At 73.0% G+C, this 17,543-nt stretch carries 18 protein-coding genes; 3 read left to right on the top strand and 15 right to left on the bottom strand.

The features are described 5' to 3' along the window. Positions 1-25 precede the first annotated feature (25 nt). The 9 genes from ASG94_RS01075 to ASG94_RS01035 all read right to left on the bottom strand — a co-directional run bounded on the left by ASG94_RS01075 (position 26) and on the right by ASG94_RS01035 (position 8,784). Positions 26-2,110: a M3 family metallopeptidase gene (locus tag ASG94_RS01075; RefSeq protein ID WP_056924600.1), complete on the bottom strand. Its 2,085-nt coding sequence runs from the start codon at positions 2,108-2,110 to the stop codon at positions 26-28. 65 nt (positions 2,111-2,175) lie between these two features. Further along, positions 2,176-2,757, bottom strand: a complete 582-nt coding sequence (locus ASG94_RS01070) for a hypothetical protein (protein ID WP_056924599.1) — start codon at positions 2,755-2,757, stop codon at positions 2,176-2,178. A 98-nt stretch (positions 2,758-2,855) separates the two neighbouring features. Further along, complete coding sequence (locus ASG94_RS01065; RefSeq protein WP_056924598.1) at positions 2,856-4,211, bottom strand: HNH endonuclease signature motif containing protein; 1,356 nt, start codon at positions 4,209-4,211, stop codon at positions 2,856-2,858. 281 nt (positions 4,212-4,492) lie between these two features. Then, positions 4,493-5,104 (bottom strand): AAA family ATPase, encoded by a 612-nt coding sequence (locus tag ASG94_RS01060; RefSeq protein ID WP_162260772.1) that lies wholly within the window; start codon positions 5,102-5,104, stop codon positions 4,493-4,495. A 54-nt stretch (positions 5,105-5,158) separates the two neighbouring features. Continuing rightward, positions 5,159-5,665, bottom strand: coding sequence for a DinB family protein (locus ASG94_RS01055; protein WP_235537078.1), 507 nt, complete (start codon positions 5,663-5,665; stop codon positions 5,159-5,161). 41 nt (positions 5,666-5,706) lie between these two features. Then, positions 5,707-6,633, bottom strand: a complete 927-nt coding sequence (locus tag ASG94_RS01050) for a phytanoyl-CoA dioxygenase family protein (RefSeq protein WP_056924595.1) — start codon at positions 6,631-6,633, stop codon at positions 5,707-5,709. An 86-nt stretch (positions 6,634-6,719) separates the two neighbouring features. After that, positions 6,720-7,313, bottom strand: a complete 594-nt coding sequence (locus tag ASG94_RS01045; protein WP_056924594.1) for a hypothetical protein — start codon at positions 7,311-7,313, stop codon at positions 6,720-6,722. A gap of 48 nt (positions 7,314-7,361) precedes the next feature. After that, positions 7,362-7,724 carry a bleomycin resistance protein gene (locus ASG94_RS01040; RefSeq protein ID WP_056924593.1) on the bottom strand — a complete coding sequence of 121 codons (363 nt, stop codon included), beginning with the start codon at positions 7,722-7,724 and terminating at the stop codon, positions 7,362-7,364. A gap of 73 nt (positions 7,725-7,797) precedes the next feature. Next, on the bottom strand, positions 7,798-8,784 hold the full coding sequence (locus ASG94_RS01035; RefSeq protein ID WP_056924592.1) for a DUF2157 domain-containing protein: 987 nt from the start codon (positions 8,782-8,784) through the stop codon (positions 7,798-7,800). Between the two features lie 195 nt (positions 8,785-8,979). On the opposite strand from ASG94_RS01035, the gene ASG94_RS01030 reads away from it, so the two are divergent. Together ASG94_RS01030 and ASG94_RS01025 are read left to right on the top strand one after the other, a co-directional pair. Next, a complete protein-coding gene (locus ASG94_RS01030) occupies positions 8,980-9,858 on the top strand; it encodes an alpha/beta fold hydrolase (RefSeq protein WP_200957998.1) in 879 nt (292 codons plus the stop codon). 58 nt (positions 9,859-9,916) lie between these two features. Further along, a complete protein-coding gene (locus ASG94_RS01025) occupies positions 9,917-11,164 on the top strand; it encodes an MFS transporter (RefSeq protein ID WP_056926203.1) in 1,248 nt (415 codons plus the stop codon). Positions 11,165-11,189: 25 nt separating this feature from the next. On the opposite strand, the gene ASG94_RS01020 is transcribed toward ASG94_RS01025, so the two are convergent. The 4 genes from ASG94_RS01020 to ASG94_RS01005 form a co-directional block, all read right to left on the bottom strand. Continuing rightward, the gene (locus tag ASG94_RS01020; protein WP_056924591.1) at positions 11,190-11,867 is read right to left on the bottom strand and encodes a hypothetical protein; all 678 of its coding nucleotides are present in this window, start codon (positions 11,865-11,867) and stop codon (positions 11,190-11,192) included. A gap of 61 nt (positions 11,868-11,928) precedes the next feature. After that, the gene (locus ASG94_RS01015) at positions 11,929-12,861 is read right to left on the bottom strand and encodes an HAD family hydrolase (RefSeq protein ID WP_056926202.1); all 933 of its coding nucleotides are present in this window, start codon (positions 12,859-12,861) and stop codon (positions 11,929-11,931) included. After that, a complete protein-coding gene (locus ASG94_RS01010; RefSeq protein ID WP_082623852.1) occupies positions 12,858-13,787 on the bottom strand; it encodes a formylglycine-generating enzyme family protein in 930 nt (309 codons plus the stop codon). The genes ASG94_RS01015 and ASG94_RS01010 overlap by 4 nt, the downstream gene beginning before the upstream one ends. Before the next feature lies 1 nt (position 13,788). Then, positions 13,789-15,288, bottom strand: coding sequence for an arylsulfatase (locus tag ASG94_RS01005; protein ID WP_056924590.1), 1,500 nt, complete (start codon positions 15,286-15,288; stop codon positions 13,789-13,791). A 149-nt stretch (positions 15,289-15,437) separates the two neighbouring features. On the opposite strand from ASG94_RS01005, the gene ASG94_RS01000 reads away from it, so the two are divergent. Continuing rightward, complete coding sequence (locus ASG94_RS01000) at positions 15,438-15,938, top strand: hypothetical protein (protein ID WP_056924589.1); 501 nt, start codon at positions 15,438-15,440, stop codon at positions 15,936-15,938. Between the two features lie 15 nt (positions 15,939-15,953). Here ASG94_RS01000 and ASG94_RS00995 read toward each other — a convergent pair whose 3' ends face one another. Both ASG94_RS00995 and map read right to left on the bottom strand, forming a co-directional pair. Further along, positions 15,954-16,763, bottom strand: coding sequence for an Fpg/Nei family DNA glycosylase (locus tag ASG94_RS00995; RefSeq protein WP_056924588.1), 810 nt, complete (start codon positions 16,761-16,763; stop codon positions 15,954-15,956). 5 nt (positions 16,764-16,768) lie between these two features. Then, a complete protein-coding gene (gene map / locus ASG94_RS00990; protein WP_056924587.1) occupies positions 16,769-17,536 on the bottom strand; it encodes a type I methionyl aminopeptidase in 768 nt (255 codons plus the stop codon). Positions 17,537-17,543 lie beyond the last annotated feature (7 nt).

The following is a 17,543-nucleotide window of genomic DNA, read 5'->3' as shown; positions in this document are numbered from 1 at the left end:
GTCGGCTGAGCCGGCCGACCGATGCCTACTCTGCGCCGATGCGGCGCAGCAGGTGGGCCAGGTCCGGGTCGCCACCGCGGAAGCCGCGGTAGGACTCCATGGCGTCGACCGACCCACCCGGTCCGAGCAGCGTCCGGCGGAAGTGCTCGCCGGCCCTGCGGTCCATGCCGCCCTGCTCGCCGAACCACGCGACCGTGTCTGCGTCCATGATCTCCGACCACAGGTAGGAGTAGTAGGCCGCCGAGTAGCCGCCACCGAAGATGTGGTGGAAGTACGCCGAGCGGTAGCGCGGCGGGACGGGGGCGTAGCGCACGCCCGCGCGCTCGAGGGCCGCGAGCTCGAAGGCCTCGACGCCGGCCGCGTCGCTCGGCAGCTCGTCGGGCGGGGTCTGGTGCCAGGCCTGGTCCAGCAGCATCGCGCTCAGCAGCTCGGCGTACCGGTAGGTCTCCTTGCCGGAGGTGGCGAGCAGCTGCTCGACCCACGCGGCAGGCATGGGCTCGCCGGTCTCGTGGTGCACGGCGTAGCGCGCGAGGAGGGAGGGCTCGTAGGCCCAGATCTCGTTGACCTGGCTGGGGAACTCCACGAAGTCGCGCGGCACCGACGTGCCGGAGCGCGACGGGAACCGGACGTCGGACAGCAGCCCGTGCAGGTCGTGGCCGAACTCGTGGAAGAGCGTGATCACGTTGTCCCACGACAGCAGGCTCGGGGCGCCGGGGGCCGGCGGTGGGAAGTTGCAGGTGTTGGTCACCACCGGGGCGTCGTCGAGCAGGTGGCTCTGGTCCACGATGCTCGTCATCCAGGCGCCGCCCTGCTTGGACGGGCGGGTGTAGGGGTCGATGACGACGACGCCGAGGTGGCTGCCGTCCTCCTCGCGCACCTCGTAGACACGGGCGACGTCGGTGTAGCCGACGAGGTCCTCGCGCCGGTGGAAGGTGATGCCGTAGAGCGCGCCCGCCGCGGCGAAGACCCCCTCGACGAGCACCCGGTCGAACTCGAGGTAGGGCCGCAGGGCACCGGGGTCGAGGGCGGCCTCCTCGCGGCGCAGCTGCCCGTCCACGTACGCCCAGTCCCAGGGCTCCAGCGTCGTGCCGGGATCGGTGGCGTCGAGGTGGGCCTGGAGCTGCTCGCCGCGGGCACGCACCAGTCCGTACGCCGCGGGGCCGAGCCGGCCGAGGATCTCGTTGACGGCCTCGGTGCTGCCCGCGCAGCCGTCCTCGGCGGCGTACGCCGCGTGGTGCGGGTAGCCGAGCAGCACGGCGCGCTCGTGGCGCAGGCGGGCCATGGTGAGCAGCACCGCACGGGTGTCGGTGGCAGCGGCGTGGTCATCGGCGTGGTCATCGGCGTGGGCGCCGGCCGCGCCCAGGCCGCGCTGCGCGCTGGCGCGGAAGACCCGCTCGCGGGTCGGGCGGTGGGTGAGTGAGCCGAGCACCGGCTGGCCGGTGGTGTTGGTGATGGTGAGCAGCCAGCCGTCCTGGCCGGCGTCCTGGGCGGCCTCGTGGGCGGCGGCCCTCTGGCCGTCGTCGAGGCCGTCGAGCTCGGCCTCGTCGGTGACGTGCACGGCCGCGGCGTTGCGACCGGCCACCAGCATCTGGTCGAAGCGGGTCGACAGCGTCGCCAGCTCGGTGTTGAGCTCGCGCAGGCGCGCCTGCTCGTCCTCGGGGAGCGCGATGCCGCCGCGCTCGAAGTCCTTGAGCCGCTCGGTCAGCAGGTGCGTCTCCTGCTCGTCGAGGGTGACCTCGCCGGCATCGCGCCGGGCCGCCAGGGACGTGAGCCGGCCGTAGAGCCGGGCGTCGAGGAGGATCGCGTCGGAGTGCTGCGCGAGCCTCGGCGCCATGTCCTCCTCGATCGCGTCCCGCGCGTCGTTGGTGTCGGCGGACTTGGCGACCCAGAAGGCGTTCATCGCCCTCGTCAGCAGGGCGCCGGACCGCTCCCACGCCTCGAGGACGTTCGCGACGGTGGCGGGGGAGTCGTCGGTCGCGACGGCGTCCAGCTCCGCCAGGTGCTCGCTCATGCCCTGCTCGATCGCCTCGCGGTAGTCGGCGTCGGTCAGGTGGGCGTAGTCCGGCAGGCCGAACGGCAGCGTGGAGGGGCTCAGGAGGGTGTTGGTCATGGGCCCATCCAAGCAAAGGCGCGACCCGCCGCGTCACCCCCGCGCAGGGGAGGCGGCGGCGACGGTCAGTCGCAGTTGTCGCAGACCTTGGTGGCCGGCAGCGCCATGTTGCAGGTGGGGCAGGTGTCGATCGGCTTGGCGAGCGCGGAGGCCTTGCGGGCCCGGGTCCGGGCGGCGCTGACCTTCTCGGTCAGGGTCGGGACGCCGCCGTCGGCGGGCAGGTCCGGCGCCTCGAAGTAGGTGTGGCAGGCCAGCCGCTCGCGAGCCGCGTGGTCGTCGGAGTCGCCGATCTCCTCGCCGCGGGTGTCGAGCACGGTCGAGGCGTACGCCGCCCCGATGCTGCCCTGGGCGTTGACGGCGAGGGACGCGAGGTTGGGCTCGTTGCGCTCGGCGCACTCCGTGGCCACGCGGTGCAGGACGTCGGCCATCCAGTGCTGCATGGGCTGACGGGTCGAGACGCCCGTGGCCTCCTGCATCTGTGCCGCGAGGTCCTTGTAGCTGATCATCGCGCGGTAGCGCTGGGCGACCTTGACGAGGATCGGGCGGGCCGCCTCGGCCCACGACGCTCGCGTCGCCTCGGTCGGCGGACCGGTCAGGTCCTCCTCCTGCTCGATCTGGTCAACAGCGTCGAGCTCGAGGTCAGTCATACCTCGACAGTAGCCCCCGAAGGGTGGTCCGGTCGCTTCGGGACCTGTCGGCCACCGGTGGCCGCGCGCGGGCACGTGTGCTTCCGAGTGGCCCGCTCCTACGTCCGCCGGTGGAAGCGGACGCTGCCGTCGGGCAGTCGGGTGGTGTCGTAGCGGGGGTCGTGGATCACGCGGTGGTGGCGGTGGCACAGCAGGCGTGCGTCGTCGAGGTTGGTGGGTCCGCCGCGGGACCACGGGGTGTCGTGGTGGGCGTGGCAGGCGGCCGGTGGCAGGTCGCAGCCCTCGGCGGTGCAGCCGCCGTCGCGGAGCGCCAGGGCGACCCGTTGTGCGCCGGAGTGGTAGCGGCGGCTGCGGCCGAGGTCGAGGACCTGGGAGGCGCCGCCGAGGACGGCAGGGAGGATGCCGGCCTCGCAGGCCAGACGACGGGCCTCGCCCGCGCTGATGCGGGTGCCGGTGTCGAGCGACGCTGCTGCGAGGCCTCCCAGCAGGGTGTCGTGGCTCATGGTCACCACGACCGTGGCGCCCACGCCGCCGCTGGTGGGCAGGGCCTGCGCGGGGTAGGTCTCGATCCACTCCACCAGCGCCCATCCGAGCCGGGTGGTCAGCGGCCGGTCGTCGGGGTCGGTCACGGCGCTGGTCTCGCCGTCGTCGGCGGTGTTGCGACCTGGGCCGTCGTGGTCCGTGGCGCGCTGGCGCCGGGGGTCGGCGAGGGCGAGGAGCTGCTTGCGCAGCGCCTCTCCGGCGGCGACCGGGACGGTGAAGCGCCCGTGGACCGAGCCGTGGCCGTCGTCGCGCAGGCGCAGGCAGACCTTCGTGGCGGCGGCCGCCTCCTCGCGGGCGAGCGCCTGCGCCTCGGCGTGCTCGCCGACCTCGGGAGCCACGATGTCCAGGACGCGGCGGCCCAGCACCTTGAGCGCGTGGGCGTCGTGGTCGGACGCGAGGGCCAGGAGGTGGTCGCGGGCCCGGGCCTTCAAGGCGGCCGGAGCGTCGGCGCCGGCGGGGAGGTCCTCGGCCCTCGACGGGATGGCGTCGACGGCCGCGACGATCACGGCGGCCTGCTCCGCATGCAGCGAGCCGGCGGTGAGGGCGTCACGCACCGGGCGGTGCAGCTCGTGGGCCAGGCGGCGCCCCAGGCGGGCGGCGCGGCCGGCCTCCGGGCGGGTCAGGCGAGAGCGCCGGGCCCACCACTGCCCGGTGTGCCGTGCCCCGATGGCGTCCCCCAGCCGGCGGTGGTCGGCCTCACCGACAGCGGTCGCGGTGAGGCCAGCGACGCGGGCCGTGACCCGGGTGAGGTGGTCCAGCAGGCGCGCCACATCGTCATCTCCGAGCGGCTCGACCGCCACCCCGGCCAGCGCGTCGAGCGCGGTGTCGAGGCGGGCCGTCGCCTCGGCCAGCACCGGCGACGGGGGCACGGGGACACCCGGTGCACGCCACTCGTCGTCGGTCGCCGCCACTGCACACCCCTCGCTGGTCCACCCCCGACCGTGATGTCGGGGGAGGGTCCCGGGGCTCGACCCGGTGAGCGCACAGTGGCCGACCACAGCTCGTGGGAGCTGTCATCGAAGGAGCAGGCCATCGTCCACCGGTGGAGCCGGACGCGGCACCCCAATCGTACAGGTGTTCGAAGGGAGGGGCAAGGTGTTCTGCACAGTTGCCGGCGCCGGGTGGCTGGCTTCCGTTGGGCGTGCGACGGGCTGGCGACGGACTGGCGACACCGCGCCGAGCACGTGGGCGACTACGAGCGGGAGGGGCCACGCAGGACGGCGCCGACCCGCTGTGCCAGGTCGGCCGGGTCGACCAGTCCGAGCTCGGTCGTGTCGACGTGCACGACCTGCTCCGCGGGAAGCACTGGCTGGTACGGCGAGGCGTAGTAGTCGAGGTCGTTGACGCTGAACCGTGCCTTGATCTCGTGCACCTGCCCGCTGGCCGCGCGCACGCGTGCTCGCTCGAGAAGGACGTCGGGGTCACCGTGGAGCGCGACCTCGACCATCGGCACCTCGATCCGAGCAGCGGCCGACCGGAACATGCTGCGGTTCCAGTCGTGGTTGAACGGCGTGTCGGCGACCACCGGCACGCGGGTGGTCGTGCGCTGGAGCATCCACAGGAAGAGCTCCCACACGACCGATCCCTCCTGGTAGGTCGAGGCGCCGACGCGAGGGTCGTAGGTCTCTGAGGTGAGCGCCGGGTGCCGGGGTTGCCACCCCGCGTAGACCATCTCGTGGATGTGGTCACGGCTGATCCACAGGGCGTCGAGCTCGTCGGCCAACCTCGGTGCGAGGGTCGTCTTCCCGGCGGCTGCGAAACCGGTCACCAGGACCAGGAACCGCTCCGGCGCGTCCGTGTCCACGGGTCCGATCATGGCAGCACCCGCGTACACGTGCGGTGCGCTCGCGTCCCGGCCCTACTCGCCCGTGGCACCGTCGATGCGCTCGCGCAGTATGTCGGCGTGGCCGTTGTGGCGTGCGTACTCCTCGATCAGGTGGAGGTAGATCCACCGCAGCGTGTCGCGCTCGCCGGGGACGACGTCGTCGAGAGCCCGGTCCCTGACGGCTCGCCGCGACCGCTCGACGCTCGCCAGGTAGCTGGCCAGGTCGTCGTCGGCCCGGTCCGCGGTGACGCCGCTGAAGCCGTCGCTGGCGCCCGGCACGTAGTTCCAGAAGAACTGGTGGTCGGGCCGGCCGTCGTAGCCGTGGAACCAGGCCTCGACCCCGGACAGGTGACGGACCAGACCGAGCAGCGAGATGTTCGACGGTGGCGCCGACTGCTGCACCAGCTGGTCAGGAGTGAGCCCGCCGCACTTCACCAGGAGCGTCGTGCGCTGGTAGTCGAGTCGGTCCTCGAGGGCGGTGCGCTCGTCGACCGGTTCGTGGGACGGCTCGCGTCGCTCGGGCGTCATCCACGGAGGCACTCCGCGAAGGTACCTGTCTGCAAGGGCAGTGTCGCGGGCGGTCATCGGTGGGCCGAACGCCAGGGGGACATGTCGAGGCGCGGGTACCGCTGGGCCACGCCGGCGAGCGTCTCCGAGGTCCAGTAGTCGTGACCCGGGGGAGGGAAGCCGAAGAGCTCCAGCTGCCGAGGACCGGCCTGCTCGACGAACCGGTACCAGTGCGGGTCGTGGCTGCGGTCGGCCCAGGCGTGGCGCTGCGCCCATTCGGCCGCCGCCGGCCGGTAGCTGAGGTGCATCGAGAACCGCGCGCCGCGCGGTCGGGTGACGGCGGAGCCGCGGTGCACCGTCTGCGGCTGGAACGCGACGACGGTCCCTGCCGGTCCGGTCGCCGCGACCTCGTCCGCGTACAGGTCCGGACGGCCGGTCGGTGCGACGAACCCCTCGTCGGTCTCGCTCGTGTCGATCCGGGGGAAGAAGTTGGGCCTGGCAGGCAGGTCGTCGGTGGCGGAGGACCGCGGCACCATCCGGGGTGCCCCCATCTCGACGGTGACGTCGGACAGGAAGACGAAGAACTCGACCTGCCGGAAGGCCGGGGCGCTGGAGGGCACCAGGATCGTGTGGTTCAGGAAGTCGCGGTGCAGGTCCTGGTCGTAGTCGGCAGCTCCTGCGTACTTCGCCCACGCCTCTGCGGAGTAGAGGCGGACGTCCGGTGCGCCGAGGAGGCTCGTGGCGAGCGTGACGAGTGCGTCGCACACCGGGATGCGGTTCAACGCGAGGCTTGCGAAAGGGAAGCTGTCGATGCCGTTGAACTCGTCGCCGACGAAGCGGGCGTTGCGGTCCGGGGCGACGTCGTCGTGGAAGTCGTCCGCCGACGGGAACACCGAGTCCAGCTCGCGCACGGCCGGGTCGAGGACCTCGGCGGGCAGGTGTCCCGGCAGGATCACGAAGCCGTCGTCGATCCAGGATTCCGTCGCTGCCGTCAGGTCCATGCGTTCGAGTCTTGCCCGTGTACGCAGCACAAGCACCCGGTTTTCGCGGCTCCGCCCTGCCCGCGCGCGGCCTCGGTGATCGACGGTCAGGAGTGGGTGGCCAGCTGTCGCCGCACGACACGCCGCCGCAGGGTGGGCGAGGCCACCACCTCGTACCCGGCCTCGAGGAAGACCTGCAGCAGCCCGACCGAGGCCTCGTCCCAGATCACCGACTTCCCCGGAGCCGGCTCGATCGGGTACCCCTCCAGCACGCGAGCGCCGACCTGCTCGCCGTACTCGACGGTGGCAGCGGCGAGCTCGTAGGTCAGCCCCGACTTGCGCCGGCCCGTGGCCACGACGAAGCACGTGACCGACCAGACGCCCTCGAGCTCGGGGTCCATCCGCATCCACGCCTGCTTCCGGCTCCACAGGCGGGGGTAGTTCTCCCGTGGCTCGACCGCGACCCAGCCGGCCGGCTCGCCGTCGACGTACCCGATCAGCCCCGACGTCGGTCCGGCGGTGCCGCAGGCGGTCTGCTCCAGCAGGGCGGCGTCCCGCTGCTCCTGGGTGGTGTCGCGCCAGATCCAGCCCGGCACCTTCAGCGCCTGGCACCGGCACTTGCGGGCGCCGCTGGTGGCGAAGACCGCCTCGACGTCTTCCGTCGCTGCGCGGTTGGCGGGGAGCCACGTGAAGTCGGGCATGCGGCGACCCTAGGTGTCAGCCAGGGTCGGGTACAGGTGGACGCCGGATCAGGGGTGGCCGATGAGGCGCAGCAGGGTGCCGTCAGGATCCAGGAGGGCACCGATGCGCAGCCCGGACCCGTCCTGACGCGGCGGATGGAGTCGGGGGAACCCGCGGGTGGACTCCGGGAGCCCCACCCCCAGACACACCCGGTAGAAGGCGTCGACGTCATCCAGTCGAAGACAGCAGCCGAAGGAGCTCTCGGCCGGCTCGAGGTCAGGGAAGGGGAAGAACTCCAGCACGAGCTCGCCGCGCTCGAGGATCATCCAGCCCTCGTCCCGGTAGGCCTCCGAGAAGCCGAGCCGGTCGTAGAAGGCGGAGGTGGTCGCGAAGTCGCGCGAGGGGAGGTTCGGGGTGGCGATGTCCGGCATCCGTACACGCTAGGTGCTGCCCGCGGCTGGCGCGGGAGTAGGACGCACCCGGCAGGAGCGTGCGCGGGACTCGTCAGGACGGCGGCTGCCCGCCCTGGTGCCGGGCCACCCAGACCGCGGCTCCCACCAGCGCGCCGCCGGTCACGATGAGCGTGAGCGCGGCCGACAGGGCGCCGGGGAACCAGGCGCCGGCCGCACGGGGCATCGTCCAGAGCAGGGCGATCGCCGCGACGCCGAGCCACGGCAGGCTGCGGTCCCACAACGCCGCGACCACGGCGGCGACCGCGGTCGCCAGTCCGAGGGCGATGCCGACGTCGGAGGCAATCGTCATGGCTCCCAGGACGGCCCCGAGGACGCCCATGGCCACGCCACTGGTCCGTGGCTCGAGCCGACCGGTCCAGGAGAGGGCCGCCCAGGCCACCGCGACGGCCCACATGGCGGCGCCGCCCCACGACGAGCTGGTCGAGGTGAGCTCCATGCCGATGCCCGTGGCGGAGAGCATCAGCGGCACGAACAGGGCCAGCTGCTGGAGCCAGGTGGGTCGGAGCCACCACAGGATGCCGGCCACCAGCGCCGTGCACGGACCGATGACGACCAGTGCGTGCTCGTCGTACCGGTCCAGCACCTCGGCGCTGAAGACGCCGAGGAACCCGGCGGTGGCCGCGACGCCGGCGGCCCAGAGCACCGAGCGCAACCGGCCCGCCGCATCGCCGAGGCGGTCCGGCACCGCGAAGCCGGCGCCCACCAGGCAGAGCGCGGTCGCACCGATGAGGACCAGGCGCAGCGGCACCGACAGGTCCGCCCAGTACATCCCGACCAGGATCCCGGTGCCGACGAGCATCACGACGCCGCCGAGGTAGCCGAGCGCCTCGACGACGAGGGACGGACCGGCCTCGGGTGTCGTCGCCCGGGCGACGGGGGAGCCGGCCGCGTGACCCTCGGCCTCGTGCCGTCGGATCGCACGCGACTGCTCCGGGCTGATGAGACCCGCGTCCACCCATCCCTCGAGCACGTCGGACAGGGAGACGTCCGGTGACGGTTGATGGATCGTGCTCCGCATGGCGTTCTCCCGGGGACGAGTCGGGACAGGAACCGGTCCCGCACTCACCATGCTTCTCGGCTCGGCCTCGGCCCACCAGAACCGAAAGTGCCGTCGGCGCGGGACCTTCTCCCCGACCGGCCCGTGCCGGGTGCTGTCGCGGGCAGGGCTACCGTGGGTGGTGCACCATCCGACGGCCACGGTGAGGATGACCACATGGCGCGCATGGCTCCGCAGAAGGTCGTGCTCCACGGTCATGAGCTCTCGTACGTCGACAGCGGGTCGGGGCCCGTGGTGCTCTTCATCCACGGGATCCTGGGCTCGCAACGGCAGTGGTCCCGCCTCGTCGACGAGATGGACGACGACCACCGCGTGCTGGTGCCCGACCTCTTCGGCCACGGCGAGTCGGCCAAGCCGATGGGGGACTACTCGCTGAGTGCGCACGCCGCGACCATGCGCGACCTCCTCGACCGGCTCGGGATCGACCGGGTGACGCTCGTCGGGCACTCGCTCGGGGGCGGCATCGCGATGCAGTTCTACTACCTCTTCCCCGAGCGGGTCGATCGTCTCGTCCTGGTCGCCAGCGGCGGCCTGGGACGCGAGGTCAACCTGGTCCTCCGAGCCGCCACCCTGCCGGGCGCCGAGCAGGTCCTGAGCGTCGTCGCCTCCGCCCCCGTGACCTCGCGTGTCGAGGCCCTGGGCCGTGGCGCGTCGAAGGTCGGCTGGCGACCCGGCGCGGACATCGGCGCGATCTGGCGGGGGTTCAGCTCGCTCGCGGACCGCGAGAGCCGACGCGCCTTCCTCGCCACCACCCGGGCCGTCATCGACCTCGGCGGCCAGAGCATCAGTGCCCACGACCACCTCGAGGGGACGCTGCCGATCCCGACGCTGATCGTCTGGGGCTCCAAGGACCGGATGATCCCCGCCTGGCACGCCCTCAGCGCGCAGCGCGCCGTCCCGGACTGCCGCGTCGAGCTGTTCGAGGGCGCCGGGCACTTCCCGCACCTCGACGACCCCGACCGCTTCGCGCGGGTGCTCCGCGAGTTCATCGCCGACGACCGGCACGGGGAGCAGCCGAGCGCGATCGAGGGCTGACGCGCCGCGGGGAGCCGGCGCGACGGGGCGCGGACTCCCGGTCTGCGAGGGTGTGCCGGTGGTCTCCCTGACGCAGCCCGACGAGACGTCCTCGCAGTTCCGCCGCTTCTGGTGGGGCGAGGCGGTCTCCGGGATGGGGAGCGCGATCACCACCCTGGCGTTGCAGACCCTGGTGCTGGTCAGCCTGCAGGGCGGCGCCGTGCAGGTGGGGTGGCTCGTCTCCGCACGCTGGCTGCCGTACCTGGTCCTCGGCCTGGTCGTGGGAGCACTCGTCGACCGCGTCCGTCGTCGGCCGGTCATGGTGGTCACGGACCTCGCCCGCGCCAGCCTGCTGGGGCTGGTCCCACTGGCGTGGTGGCTCGACGTGCTCACGTTCCCGCTGCTGCTCGTCGTCGTCGTCCTGTTCGGCACGGCCTCCCTGGTCAACGACGCGGCCTCCCTGTCCTTCGTCCCGCGGCTGGTGCCTCGCGCCCGGCTCCAGCGGGCGCACGCGCGGCTCGACGGCGCCGACGCGGTGGCCCAGACCGCCGGTCCGGCCCTCGCCGGGGCGCTCATCCGCGTCGTGGGTGCGCCCCTGTCGGTGCTGGTGGACGCCCTGACGTACCTGTTCTCGGCGGTGATGGTCGCGTCGCTGAGGGGAGTCGCGGAGCCGACCCCCGCGCCCGCCGCGGTGGGGGCGCGCGCGTTGGCCCGGGAGGTGGGGGACGGAGCGCGCTGGGCGTACGGCGCGTCCGGCCTGCGCCGCCTCGCACTGGCCACCCACGTGTGGTTCGCGGGGCAGGCGATCCTGGCGGTGGTCGTCGTCCCGTACGGCTACCTCGTGCTGGACCTCTCGGCGCTGCAGCTGGGACTCGTCTTCGCGGTCGCCGGCCTGGGTGCGCTGCTCGGTGCGGCTCTGAGCACCCGGGTCGGCGTCCGGCTGGGCACCGGCGGCGCGATCATCTGCTCGTACTCGGTCACCGTGGTCGGGGTCCTGGTCATGGCCGCGGCCGCCTGGGCGCCGACGGGCTGGGCCGGGGCAGCCGTCCTGGCCGTCGGCCAGCTGTGCCACGGCTGGGCCATGGGCAACAGCAACTCCCACGAGATGGCCTTCCGACAGTCCCGCACCCCCGACGAGCTCCAGGCACGGACCAACACGACGCTGCGCTCGCTCAACCGCGCCGTGATTGTCGCGGTCTCACCGCTGGCCGGGCTGCTCGCCGAGGTCGTCGGCTACGGCCCGGCGCTCGGCGCCGCCGCAGCGATCTTCACGGCCTCGGCGCTGATGCTGGCGCTGTCGCCCTTCCGTCGCGCGAGCGTGGAGTAGCAGCGGCACGCGCGGTACACCGCGGTCAGCCCACTCCCGCCGGCTCGCGGACGACGTCGCGGGTCCGGACCACGCGTCGTACGGCCTCAACGAGCACGCAGGCGCTCGCGAGCACCGTCAGCACGCCCGAGATCGCCTCCCACCACGGCTGGGCGTCGAAGGGGCCGATCGCGTAGGTGAAGCCCGCGACCAGCGGCGACGCCAGCACCAGCAGCACCGCCGCGGCGCGCGCCGCCCACCCGGGGGACAGCACGGCGATACGTCCGAACAGGACGGGTGGGACCAGGAACCAGAGCCACATCACGAGGTCGTCGGCGACCGGCCGGACGACCTCGCCCGCGAGGCCCGAGCGCAGGGTCGCCAGCCCCACGGCGACCACGGCCAGCACGGTGAGCAGGAGCCCCACGGCGGAGCCCGGCCCGGGCCGGCGCCCGGTCAGGGCCCACGGCAGGGGAACGAGGGCGAGCGCCAGGACGAGGAGGGACGAGCCGGCGAGCTGTGCCGCGTCCCCGGCGGGCGTCCACGGCTCCGACGGCGCCAGGAAGTCGTAGAGGTGGTCCATCCGTGTCCAGCACGCCGGGGTGTCCTGGTCCCCGTCCCACGGGCAGGCGCCGACCCAGCGCTGCCACGAGGCGGCGTACATCAGACCGCCGGACACCATCAGCGCCAGCGCGACCCAGACCCGCACGATCGCCAGCACCATGGCTCCCCCTCACGCACCCGTGGGGGGAGGGTGCCACGCGATGGGGCCACCGTCCACCACGTCAGCGGGTCGTCGGGGGGAAGACGGCGTCCCAGTCGTCGGCCATGCTGACGACGGTCCACCCCAGTCGCGCGCCGACGTCGGTGATCGGCTCCGGCTCGGCGACGGTCTCCGCCGTGCTGACGTAGGAGAACTCCCGCGTCGCGTCGTCGTGGTCGACGAGCAGCGCCAGGGTCGGGCCGCCGGCGGACGCGGCCCACTCGAGCATCTCCCGGTCGCCCCCGGAGTTGCCGGCGGCCAGGATCGGGCGTCGCCCGAGCTGGGTCTGGATGTGGGTGACCTTGGCGGCACCCTCGTTCGCGGTGCCGACCAGCCGGTCGGCCCGGGTCAGCCGCGGGCCGGAGCCCGCGGTCGTGGGGGCGAAGTCGTAGTCGATCAGGCTGCCGACGACGGCCTCCGGCGGTACGCCGTACAGCTGCTGGCTGAGGGCGCGGACGAACTCGGTCCCGCCGCCGGTGACCACGAAGACCGTGAAGTCGATGCGCCGCAGCGCGGCGATGAGCTCCAGCATCGGCAGGTAGGTCGTGTCCCGCAGGGGGCGGCTCAGGGTCGGGTGCACCGCGCGGGCGGCGAACTCGCGGACCCGGGCCGTGAAGTCCTCGGGCGTGACGCCCCGGAAGAGACCGGTGAGGGCGAGCGCGATCCGCTCCAGCCCGATCTCGCCGATGGCTGCCCGGTCACCGCCCAGCACGGCCGCCAGCTCCGGGGCGTCGGCCAGTCCCGGATCCGCCCGCACCGCGGTCGTGAGGGCGTCGACGAAGAAGTCGAGCTGGGGGTAGCGCGGGCGTTCGCACCACAGGGTGCCGTCGTTGTCGAAGCAGGCCACCCGTTGCTCGACCGGCACGGACGGGGCGGCGTCGAGGAAGGCCAGGACGGCGTCGCGGGTCGGACCCGGTCGCCAGGACGGCAGGCGCCCGGTGTCGGCGGTGCTCACGGTGCGCCCTCGCCGCGGCGGACGCACCGGAAGCCCTGGTGGCTGGTGCCGGTGTCCACCATCTGCGGTCGCCGCGCCGCGGGTCGGTAGCGCAGGCAGTAGCTGTCCGCGCACAGGTGGGAGCCGCCCTTGACCACCTTCCGCCCGATCCGGAACTGCGGCTGGGCAGGGTCGTAGCTGCGCTCGAGGTCCCCGCCACGGGGGTTGCTGGGCAGGCAGCAGGGCTTGTCGACCGCGTCGGGGTGACGCTCGGTCCACCAGTCGTCGGTCCACTCCCAGACGTTGCCGGCCATGTCGAGGAGGCCGTAGCCGTTGGCCGGGAAGCTCCCCACCGGTGCGGTGCGCAGGAAGCCGCTCTCGCCGCTGCTGCGCCAGGGGAAGTCGGGGCCGTCCCACGTGTTGGCCATGATCCGGCCGCCCGGCCGGGGCTCGTCGCCCCACGTGAAGTCGACTCCCTCCAGACCGCCCCGGGCGGCGTACTCCCACTCGGCCTCGGTCGGCAGCGAGCCGCCCACCCACGCGGCGTACGCCTGCGCGTCCTCGTGGGCGACGTGCACGACGGGGTGGTCGAGCAGCGCGTCGATCGAGCTCCGCGGACCCCGCGGGTGCCGCCAGCTCGCGCCCGGCTTCCACCGCCACCACTGGCTCAGGTGCCGCAGGTCCACGGGGCCGCGGGTCGGCGTGAAGACCATCGACCCCGGCTGGAGGTTCTCGGCGGGGGCGTCCGGGTAGTCGGCCGGGTCGGGCTGGCGCTCGGCGACGGTGACGTAGCCGGTGGCCGAGACGAAGGCGGCGTACTCGGCGTTGGTCACCGCGGTCGCGTCGATCGAGAAGGCGTCGACACGCACCCCGTGCGTCGGCGCCTCCTCGGGGTAGTGGCGGTCGGAGCCCATCGTGAACGTGCCACCGGGCAGGTCGACCAGCACGTCAGCTGCTCCCGACGCCGGCCTTGAGCTTCTCCATCAGACGCTCCAGGTTGAAGCTCGCCGGCTCCTGGCGGGGCGGGAACTCGACGATGCTCTGGATCATCCGGGCGACGTACGCCTGGGCCGGGACGAACGCCCAGGCGTGGTCGAGCACCCAGTCGTAGTAGGTGTTCGACGTGACGTCCGCCCGCTCGTACGGGTCGGTCCTCAGGTTGAAGAGCTTGGGGAAGCGCAGCTCGGTGAACGGCTCCGCCCAGATGCGCAGCGTGCCGCTCGCACGTTGCTCCAGGAAGACGAACTTCCAGTTGTCGTACCTCAGCGCGGTCAGGTCGCCGTCGTCGGAGACGTAGAAGAAGTGCCTGCGCGGGCTCTCGTCGGTCACGCCGGTGACGTAGTCGAGCTGGTCGTGCCCGTCGAGGTGCACCTTGTACGCCGTCCCGGCGAGGTCGGTGCCCTGCCTCAGCCGTGCGGCGACGTCCTTGTCGCCCGCCGCGGCGAGCAGGGTCACGAACCAGTCGGCGTGGCTGACGATCCCGGTGCGCACCTCGCCAGCGGGGATGCGTCCCGGCCACCGGACGAGGGCAGGAACCCGGAAGGCCCCCTCCCAGTTGGTGTTCTTCTCGCTCCGGAACGGCGTCATCCCCGCGTCGGGCCAGCTGTTCATGTGGGGACCGTTGTCGGTGGAGTACATGACGATGGTGTTGTCCGCCAGGCCCTGCTCGTCGAGGAAGTCGAGCACCGTCCCGACCAGGTCGTCGTGGTCGCACATCGTGTCGTGGTACTCCGACTGCCAGCGGCCGGCCCGGCCGCGGCTGCCGTCCTTGACGTGGGTGCGGAAGTGCATGTGGGTGGTGTTGAGCCAGAGGAAGAACGGGGTGTCGCTGTCCTGGGCGTCGCGCATGAAGCGCAGCGCCTCGGGGACGATCTCGTCGTCGATCGTCTTCATCCGCTCCCGGGTGAGCGGCCCGGTGTCCTCGATGCGCTGGGTGCCGTCCGGCTCGGCCCACGAGTGCATCACCCCGCGGGGGCCGAAGTTCTTGCGGAAGTCCGGGAACTCATCCTCCGACGGGTAGTCGTAGAGCTCCGGCTCCTCCTCGGCGTTGAGGTGGTACAGGTTGCCGAAGAACTCGTCGAACCCGTGGGCGGTGGGGAGGAACTCGTCGCGGTCGCCGAAGTGGTTCTTGCCGAACTGGCCGGTCGCGTACCCCAGTGACTTCAGTGCCGTCGCGATGGTCGGGTCCTCGGCGCGCAGGCCGATGTCGGCCCCGGGCATGCCGACCTTGGTCAGCCCGGTGCGATACGGGTTCTGGCCGGTGATGAACGCCGCGCGACCCGCCGTACAGCTCTGCTCGCCGTAGTAGTCGGTGAACCGGACGCCCTCCTGGGCGATCCGGTCGATGTGCGGTGTGCGGTACCCCATCAGGCCGTCGCTGTAGCAGCTCAGGTTGCTGATGCCGATGTCGTCGCCCCAGATGATCAGGATGTTCGGTCGGTCGGACACGAGAGCTCCCTCGGCGTGCGGGTCGTCGACGCCTCACGGATCGAGACGTCCCGGCAGGCTAGGTCGCACCCCGGACGGGCGGCCTCATCCGCAGTGGGTGAGGAGCGAAGCGCGCCCCGGTTGTCGGTGGTCCGCGGCACAGTGCGCCCATGATCGATCTCGAGACCCCCCACGACACGACCGCGAGGCTCGAGGCCTACGCCGAGGTCGAGGAGCTCGCCGAGTGGTCGGGGTGGGCGCCCTTCGCCGAGGCGCTGCCGTGGGCGCCGCGGCTGCCCGGCGTCTACCTCTTCCGCGAGCACGACTCCCACCACGTCCGGTACGTCGGCAGCGCCGGCGAGCGCGTCGGCACCGGTCGCCCCCAGGGCCTCTACGGCCGCCTCTCGGTCCATCGCACCGGGTCGGCGCCGGTGTCCGGCTTCGGCGAGGCGGCCCTGGACCGCGCGCTGGCCGACCCGGCGTGGGTGCAGGACCGGCTCGACGGCCTGCGCGCGGGTCGTGCCGGGCGGGCCCGGGACTGGGCGCGCGAGGCCTTCGTCCGGCTCGCCCCGGAGGTCAGCTGGGCCGCCTGCCCCGAGCGCGCCGACGCTCGGCACCTCGAGGGGCAGGTGGAGGCCCTGCTGCGACCGTTCGGCCTCTGGGCCCGATGAGCGGACGAGGTGCCCTCAGGCCTGCTCCTGCGAGCAGAACCACGTCGTGCGGCCGCCGACCGTGGCGCGCTGCATCGGAGCCCCGCAGCGGGGGCAGTGCCCGCCCGCCGACCGGTGCTCGATGACCTCGCCGGTGTGCACCCCGCCGCGGCGGATCGCGGCGCGGGTCGCCTTCCTCAGCGAGGAGTGCAGGGCGGTGAGCGTGTCGTGGTCGAGGCTGTCGACCCGGCGGCGCGGGTCGAGCGCGGCCTGCCACAGCGTCTCGTCGGCCAGCAGGTTGCCGACCCCGGCGATGACTGACTGGTCGAGGAGCCGGGCCTTGACCGGTGCAGTGCCGCGGCCGACCCGCTCGCGGAACTCCGCGACCCCCACCTCGGCGGCGTCCGGGCCCAGGCGGGTCAGGTCGGGGTCGAGCCGCACCCGGCCCAGCCTGCGCTTGTCGAAGAGCCGCAGCTCGCCGCCGTCGGCGAAGCGGATCGTGAACCGGTCCCACGCGGGGTCCCGGTCGGGCGAGGTGGCGGTCAGGCCGCGGACCCGGTCACCGCCCTCCACGGGGGCCCCGGAGCCGTCGGTCACCACCATGCGTCCGCTCATGCCCAGGTGGAGGCCGAGCACCGCACCGTCGTCCGAGGTCTCGCACCACATGCTCTTGCCGCGGCGCAGGGCTGCCGTCAGCCGGCGGCCGACGAGGGCGTCGCGGATCTCGCCGGGGGAGTGCGGCCGGCAGACCCAGGTGTCGGAGTCGTCCACGTCCGAGATCTCGCGCTCGAGCGCCCCGGCCTCGACGACCGCGCGTGCGCTCTCGACCTCGGGCAGCTCGGGCACGCCGGTCAGTCCCGGGCGGTGAGGACGATCGGGCCGTCCTCGGTGATCGCGATGGTGTGCTCCATGTGCGCGCCGCGGGACCCGTCGGTGCTGCGCAGCGTCCAGCCGTCGGGGTCGGTGAAGATCTCGTCGGTGGTGTGCAGGAACCACGGCTCGATGGCGATGACGAGGCCGGGCTTCAGCGGGAAGCCGCGACCCGGCGAGCCGTCGTTGGCGATGTGCGGGTCGCCGTGCATCGTGCGGCCGACCCCGTGCCCGCCGAACTGCATGTTGATGGCGAGGCCCGCCTCGCGGGCCACCGACCCGATCGCGTGGCCGATGTCGCCGATCCGGTTGCCGGCCTGGGCCGCCGCGATCCCGGCCTCGAGGGCCCGTCCGGTGACCTCGATGAGGCGCAGGTCCTCCGCGCGCGGCGTGCCCACGACGAAGGACAGCGCCGAGTCGGCCACCCACCCGTCGACGGACACCGCGAAGTCGAGGGTGAGCAGGTCCCCGTCGGCGAGCGCGTAGTCGTGGGGGAGCCCGTGCAGCACCGCGTCGTTGACCGACGTGCAGATGACCTTGCCGAACGGCGATGCCCCGAACGACGGGTGGTAGTCGATGTAGCACGACTCGGCGCCGCGCTCCCGGATCATGTCGTGCGCCATCGCGTCGATCTCGAGGAGGTTCGTGCCGACGTCGACGACGCCCGAGAGGTGCGTCAGCACCTCGGCCACGAAGCGTCCCGCGGGACGCATCTGCTCGATCTGGGTGGGGCTGCGCAGCTCGATCACACCCGTC

Origin of the sequence: Nocardioides sp. Soil805 (genome assembly GCF_001429625.1) — a bacterium.
In the GTDB taxonomy this organism is placed as follows: Bacteria; Actinomycetota; Actinomycetes; order Propionibacteriales; family Nocardioidaceae; genus Nocardioides.
Note: the sequence above shows the minus strand (reverse complement) of the source record. Positions and strands in the feature narration are given on the sequence as shown.

Excerpts from the sequence above, each read along its gene's own strand:
- ASG94_RS01075 (WP_056924600.1), bottom strand. The coding sequence starts at position 2,110 with ATGACCAACACCCTCCTGAGCCCCTCCACGCTGCCGTTCGGCCTGCCG.
- ASG94_RS01070 (WP_056924599.1), bottom strand. The coding sequence starts at position 2,757 with ATGACTGACCTCGAGCTCGACGCTGTTGACCAGATCGAGCAGGAGGAG.
- ASG94_RS01050 (WP_056924595.1), bottom strand. The coding sequence starts at position 6,633 with ATGGACCTGACGGCAGCGACGGAATCCTGGATCGACGACGGCTTCGTG.
- ASG94_RS01045 (WP_056924594.1), bottom strand. The coding sequence starts at position 7,313 with ATGCCCGACTTCACGTGGCTCCCCGCCAACCGCGCAGCGACGGAAGAC.
- ASG94_RS01040 (WP_056924593.1), bottom strand. The coding sequence starts at position 7,724 with ATGCCGGACATCGCCACCCCGAACCTCCCCTCGCGCGACTTCGCGACC.
- ASG94_RS01035 (WP_056924592.1), bottom strand. The coding sequence starts at position 8,784 with ATGCGGAGCACGATCCATCAACCGTCACCGGACGTCTCCCTGTCCGAC.
- ASG94_RS01030 (WP_200957998.1), top strand. The coding sequence starts at position 8,980 with ATGGCGCGCATGGCTCCGCAGAAGGTCGTGCTCCACGGTCATGAGCTC.
- ASG94_RS01020 (WP_056924591.1), bottom strand. The coding sequence starts at position 11,867 with ATGGTGCTGGCGATCGTGCGGGTCTGGGTCGCGCTGGCGCTGATGGTG.
- ASG94_RS01000 (WP_056924589.1), top strand. The coding sequence starts at position 15,438 with ATGATCGATCTCGAGACCCCCCACGACACGACCGCGAGGCTCGAGGCC.